This window comes from Dietzia cinnamea NBRC 102147 (assembly GCF_001571065.1).
Taxonomy (GTDB): Bacteria; Actinomycetota; Actinomycetes; order Mycobacteriales; family Mycobacteriaceae; genus Dietzia; species Dietzia cinnamea.
The window spans coordinates 1-6,173 of sequence record NZ_BCSW01000087.1; the positions used below are offsets into that span (position 1 = coordinate 1).

Below are 6,173 nucleotides of genomic sequence, written 5' to 3' on the forward strand. Positions count from 1 at the left end.
GCCGCCGCTGTCGGGGTCGGTGTGGTTGAAGGGGCGGCAGTGGTCGATGTCGCAGTCCTGGGCGGGTACGGAGCATCCGGGGTGGCGGCAGGTGCCGTCGCGTAGGCGGATGCGGTGGGCCAGTTCGGCGCTGATGCGGTAGCGGCGGGCTGCGGTGGGGGAATCGGCGGTGCCGGGTTGGGTGTGGGGCACGGTGATGGTGGCGCCGACGCTGCGGGCCAGTAGTTCGATGAGGGCTTCGATGGTGGCCGGGCCGCCGCGGGGGAGGTAGACCTCGGGTTCGCCGTCGGGGCCCAGGGGTGCGAGGACGGTGATGGTGGGGCGGACCTGGGTGGCCAGGGGGCGGGTCCCGGCCCGCGCCGGGTGCTGGGGGTCTGCCTCGTGGTCTGGGCCGGCCGGGTCGAGGAAGGCGGCGACGAGGGCGTCGGCGCGTAGTTCGTCGATGCTGCGGATGTATTCGGCGTCGAGGGTGTGGTCGCCTGCGTGGGCGGCCTGCAGGCGGGCCGTTTTGTCGCGGGTGGCCTGTTCGGTGGCAGCGCGGTGCAGGACCTCGTAGAGGGTGGAGGCTTCGGTGGCGGTGAGGTGGGCGATGAGGTCGGCCATGCCGTCGGTGCCGCGGCGCAGCCGGATGTGGCGTTCGCGGGTGGCGGCGGCGCGGCGGGCGCGGACGCCGGCGGGGTCGTGGTCGGTGATGATGCGGTCGAGGGTTCCCAGGATGGCCTCGCGTCCGGGGCGGGTGCCGGCGGCGATGGCGGCCAGGAGCCAGTCGATGATTTGTTGTTGGACGGCGCGGCGGTGGGCGGAGTCCACGGTGCGCATGTGGCGGGCGAGCAGGTCGGCGGTGTCCTCGTCGAGGCGGCCGGTTTCCATGGCCTCGACCAGGGTGGGGAAGCGCGTGATGAGGGTGCGGGCCCGGGTGAGCAGGGTGCGGGCGCGGTTGTTGTGCACGCCGTAGGCGGCGACGATCTCGGCGCAGGCGATGTGGAAGGGGTCGATGACGGCGTGTTCGGGTTTGAGGTCGAGCTCGGGGTCGTAGCCGGCGGCCAGGTCGCGTCGTTCCTGCTCGTCCTCGCAGACGGTGTAGAGGTGGTAGCAGGCGCGCAGTCGGGCGGCGGCGGCGATGTTCTCGGCGTAGAGGGCCTGCACGGCGGCGGCGCCGGCCGCGGCGACGGCGGGGCAGTCGACGGAGCCGCCATCAGCGCGGCGATCTGCCCTGTGATCAGCGCGGTGGTCGCCGCCCGGGTGCGGTTGTGGTGGTCGCGTCATCGGCCGTGCCCGCCCCCTTCGCCTGGGTGTGATCGCCGCCCGACCGGGCGAGGATCGCTCGTGTGTTCGATAGAGTGAACACTAGCAACCCACTACGACACGATGGGGTTCCAACTCGTCTAGCCGCGGAGAGGGGGGGGCGCCGGGCGGCTTACAACTAGCCGCCGAGCAGCGCCCGGTAGTGCTCGGACAGGCCGGGGTGATAATCGGGGAGATGACGACCTCGTCGTCGTCCCCCTCGATACGGACGGTGAGCACCCACCCGTCGGGGGCGGTGGTGACGACGACGAGGTGAGGCGCCTCGCACCGCACGATCCCCACCGGCACGACGGGCGCGCCGTCCTCGGCGATCATCGTCAGCTCCACGGTGCCCGTCGCCGGGTCGCCCGACCACGGACCGATCCACGGCGCGGTGCGGGCCGGATCGGTGACCGCCGCCCACGCCTCCTCGACGGACAGCGGCAGCCGGCGAGGGAACACGACCGCCCCGGTGGGGGAGAGGTATCCGGAGGCCTTCGGCGTGGTGGGCATGGCGACTCCTCGCGGCGGTGGGGCGCCGCGGCGGTCAGCGCAGCGCCGGCATCAGCGTATCGCGCATCGGGGCCACGAAACGGCCGAAGTTGTCCCAGTTGTGCAGGCCGGTGGGCAGGTAGTCGATCCGCGCGTCGATGCCGAGCTCGTCGAGCCGCCGGTCCATCTCCACGGTGCAGGCGTGCGTGGCGATCTCCAGGCCGGCCCCCTGGGTGAAGCGCAGCAGGTCGCGGCCGTTGCGGTCCCACTCGGTGGCGTCGGGCATACCGGTGGCGGTGGCGAAGTACAGGGCTTTGCCCTCGAGCTGGTCGGCGTTGAGGAGGCCGTCGTTGGCGAGGTAGGCGGGGTCGGTGCGCGGGCCCCACATGTTGGCGATGTCGCCGCCGCGGGTCTCGGCGACGATCTTGGCGAGGATGAACCCGAGGTCGTCGCGCGCGGTGTAGCAGCCGGCGATCGCACCCACGGCCTGGTACAGGTCGGGGCGACGCTCGGCGATGGTCACGGCACTGGCCGCGCCCATCGAGAGTCCGGCCATGCCGCGCTTGCCGTTGAAGGGGATGTCCCCGGCCTCGAGCAGCGGTGGCAGTTCCTCGGTGAGGAAGGTCTGCCACTTGTTGCGGCTGAGGACCGGGTCGTCCCGCTGCCAGTCGGCGTGGAGCGAGCCGTCGGCGCGGGCGGGCATGACGAGCGTGACGTGCTCGCCTGCGAAGACCCGGTCGACGCCGCCCGGCAGGAGCCACCCGCTGGGTGAGGGCGAGTCCACGCCGTCGAGTAGGTAGAGCATGGGAGCAGGCGCAGTGGAGGCCGGACGCCAGATCTCCACCGGCAGCACGCGGTTCATCGACTCGGAGGCGACCCACCAACGCTCGAATCGGGGGTCGCCGCCGGCGACCAGCTGGTCACCGATGTCGACCCGGCGCACCTCGGATTCGGTGACGGTCTCGGCCTCCATCCCGATCGGAGGGGTGGCGGAGGTGTTCTGTGAGCCCGTGCCCAGCGGTGGGAGGGTTCCCGACCCCACCAGCGAATCCGTGCCGGTGGAGCCCGTGGAGCCGACGGTCGCCGAGCCGGCGGCCGCGCTGGACGGGTCGACGCTGCCTCCCGCCGAGCCCATCACCGACCCGATATCCGGACCCGCGGACCCGGGCAGTGACTGCGCACCGGCCGGGGCCACGGCCCCGGCGATCAGGGTCGCGGCCAGTGCGGGCACGAGGAGGGGCAGGGCGAGCGGCGAGCGATGTCGGGGCACCGCTCAACGATAGATCGCCGAACCGCGGGGCGGGGAGTTACTCCCTGGTGTCGCGTGGCAACGTCGGCCCCGAGAGGTCCTCGGGGCCCGGTTGATCGGTGGCCTCGTCGGGATTGCGCGGGGCCTCGGGGTTCGCCTGCTCGGCCGCCCGCGCCGGCTCGGCCTGACCGGTCTGGCCGGCCGGCTCGGTCTGACCGGCATGTCCGCCGCCGTCCGTCAACTGACGATCGGCGCCGGCGCCGGCGCCGGCGTCGGACCCGGACGACAGGCCCATTGACGCACGGATCTGCTCGAGCTTGGACTTACCCTCCGACTCCCGGGTGAAGGCGGCGGCGTCGAGTTGGGCGGTGGAGGGGGCGCCGGTGGCCTCGGCCAGCTCCTGCTTGCCGAGCGCGGTGGTGTAGCGGCCCTCGATCTTGGCGCGGATCTCGTCGAAGGTCGGGGAGTTGCCGCCGCCGGCGCCCTGCAGTGAGGCCATGGACTCGGTGGAGCGGTGCTGCATCTCGGCCTGGGTGGCCTGCAGCAGCAGCTGGTCCTCCTGCGCGAGCGTCTCGCGCAGCCGGTGCTCGGATTCCTTGACGGCCTGCTTGGCCTGTTCGGAGGCCTGGACGGCCTGGCCGTGGAGCTGGCGGGTGTTCTCCAGGTCCTGCTCCAGCGCCACGAGGCGGCCGGCGAGCTGCTCGGCCTGGGCGTCGAACTGCTGGGCCCGGGCGGTGTCGCCTTCGGCGCGCGCCTGCTCGGCGACCTGGAGGGTCTGGCGGATCTGGCCCTGCACCTCGTCGAGCTGGCGGGCCTTGGTGCCCATGGCGATCTCGAGCTGCTTGGCGTTGCCGATCACCGCGGCGGCCTGGTCGGCTACGGACTTGTGCTGCTGCCGGGCGTTGCTCATGGCCTGGTGGACGAGCACTTTGGGGTCCGCGTTGTCGTCGACCGATTTGTCCAGCGAGGCCTTGAGGTAGTTCCAGCCTTTGGAGAACGGGTTAGGCATGGCGGGGTCCTTTTGTCGGCGACGGCGAAGGTGCGTTTCTACCTCTTGACGGTACCGATCAGCGCGGCCACCGGCAGGGCTGTCCGCGGAAGGTAGGGCTGACGCCACAATCCACCGGACGCGGCGCCGGACGACTCGTGCTGCCACTGCACGTCGACCTGCGGGCGCCCCACGTGGAGGTCGTGGACCATGAGCGCCGCGAGCAGGGCGGAGGAGGTGTCGGGCTCGAAGATCTCGATGCCGAAGGCATGGGCGCCCTTGTAGGTGTTGGCGAGGATCTTGTTCTTGGTGACCGAGTAGGTGTCGGTGGCGGGGGCGACGTTGACGGAGACGGTGTGGCCGTCGGCGAACGCGCTGGTGGCGCGCCAGCGCTGGACGCGCTTGGCGAGGGTGTAGTTGGGGCCCTGCTGGGGGACGAGCGCGTCATGGACGGCGGGCCCCTGGCCTGCGGGGTAGTTGCGGCAGAACAGCTTGTGGCGGGTCAGCGCGCCGACGACTCGCTTGACGTCGGTGATCCTCCGGGAGGCGAGGGCTGCCGTCGAGGCCTCGCGGACGTCGGCGGGGACGACGAACGTGTCCATCGGGGTGGCGAGGTAGGCCAGCGCGGTGGCGGTGTTGTCGCCGAGGAGGTCGACGACGAGTGCGTCGGCCGCGGACGAGAGCTGGACGTGGGTTCCGCCGTCTGCGTAGAAGTAGCTGCCCACGGTGAGCGGTGCGGGGGCGGCGGCCCGGGCCCACGCGGCCAGCTCGGGGAGCTGGGTGAGCAGGTCGATGCCGGGGCGGCCGTCGGCGTCGGTGGGGATGTGCAGGCGGCCGGCGAAGGTGGAGGCCTCGGCGCGGAAGCGGTCCCATGCGGGGCTCGACGGGAGGTCGACGCCCAGTACGTCGGCGCCCCACTGCAGGAGGCGTCGGGCGGGGCCCATCTCGGAGCCCAGGCCCAGAACGAGCATTGCGCGGCCGGGGAGCGAGAGCCACTCGGGGTTGTCCTGGACGAGTTTGAGGGCGTCGGCGCAGCTGGGTTCGATGACGCCGGCCGCGACCCACTTGTCGAGGCGGGCGCGGAGGAGGTCGCCGGTCAGTTCTTCGCCGCGGTAGGGGATGGAGAGTTCGCGGGCGGGGGTCGCCGTGCCCTGGATCGTCTCGGTTCCGGGCGTGGAGGTGGGGGTGACGACGGCGAGGTAGTCCGTCATCGGTGTCTCCACCAGTTGGCCGTCCTTCTCGTGGACGCCGACCATCCGGGACTGCAGCGACTGGAGGGCGGCGCGTGCGACGCCGTCCCAGGCGGCGGGGTCGGTGACGCCGACCCGGACGAGTTCGGTGAAGGGTTCGATGTAGCCCTTGCGCCAGTCCTTGATGCGGTGGACGCGCTCGGCCGCGGCGGGGTCGACGGTGGCGAGTGCGTCGGCGACGACTTGCTTGGCCAGACGGCCGGTGGAGCGGTTTCCGTCGGAATCGGTGGGGAAGAGGACTCCGGTCGTGCTCGGTGCCATGACGCTCCTGGTTCTCGGGGATAGCAATACGAGGTTAGCCTCAACTTTTGCTGTCGTGGGGCGCGCGGGGCGGTTCCAGGTGGCGGATCCGGCATTCAGGGGCGAAGTAGTGAGGAAACTCACTGAGCGAGTTACACGGCAAATAAATAAGCGCCGTTTCACTTGTTAGGTGAAACGTAAGACGAGGTAGTCGGCCGATAACCGTTGTGCGACTTCGCGGACGCCGCCTACCTGCGCCGCTGCCCCTTGCGTTACGTAGCCCCTCAAACTGTTCCAGCCAAGCATTCCCTGTAACACGACTTTGAAATGCCCCGATAGAGTGATGACACGATCCGAAGGCGGTGGCCAAGGCCACATGCCGGACCGGGTGGCGTGGGGGAGTTAATGCCCGTCGCCGGGTCGTCAACCACTAAGGAAGGCAACTCCTATGAAGAACCAGAAGCGGATGATCGCGGTCATCGCGGCCTCCGGGCTAGCGCTCGGCTCCATGCCGGGTGTTGCCAACGCGCAGAGCGTTGAGATCGGCATCGGTGTCAGCGCCGTAGTGGGCTCTGTCGCGCTCGGCGCTGCGCTCGGTTCGACCGGGGACGTGGACTCGTCCGGCGGTACCGGCTCCGATCAGTTGACGGGGTCGCTGGACAAGCTCACG

6 protein-coding genes are annotated in these 6,173 nt (G+C 71.1%); 1 reads left to right on the top strand and 5 read right to left on the bottom strand.

The annotated features are described in order from the left end of the window. The 5 genes from DCI01S_RS15660 to DCI01S_RS15680 form a co-directional block, all read right to left on the bottom strand. Window positions 1–1,266: DUF222 domain-containing protein (locus DCI01S_RS15660; protein WP_156482638.1), on the bottom strand; the 1,266-nt coding region annotated here is incomplete at its 3' end. 81 nt (window positions 1,267–1,347) lie between these two features. Further along, complete coding sequence (locus DCI01S_RS15665) at window positions 1,348–1,797, bottom strand: SRPBCC family protein (protein WP_232303130.1); 450 nt, start codon at window positions 1,795–1,797, stop codon at window positions 1,348–1,350. A gap of 34 nt (window positions 1,798–1,831) precedes the next feature. Next, the gene (locus DCI01S_RS15670; protein ID WP_061916620.1) at window positions 1,832–3,046 is read right to left on the bottom strand and encodes an alpha/beta hydrolase; all 1,215 of its coding nucleotides are present in this window, start codon (window positions 3,044–3,046) and stop codon (window positions 1,832–1,834) included. A 37-nt stretch (window positions 3,047–3,083) separates the two neighbouring features. Then, window positions 3,084–4,034, bottom strand: coding sequence for a PspA/IM30 family protein (locus tag DCI01S_RS15675; protein WP_061230085.1), 951 nt, complete (start codon window positions 4,032–4,034; stop codon window positions 3,084–3,086). A 38-nt stretch (window positions 4,035–4,072) separates the two neighbouring features. Next, complete coding sequence (locus DCI01S_RS15680; protein ID WP_061230086.1) at window positions 4,073–5,524, bottom strand: hypothetical protein; 1,452 nt, start codon at window positions 5,522–5,524, stop codon at window positions 4,073–4,075. A 427-nt stretch (window positions 5,525–5,951) separates the two neighbouring features. Here DCI01S_RS15680 and DCI01S_RS15685 point away from each other — a divergent pair. Next, on the top strand, window positions 5,952–6,173 hold a 222-nt coding region (locus DCI01S_RS15685; RefSeq protein WP_198150766.1), incomplete at its 3' end, for a hypothetical protein.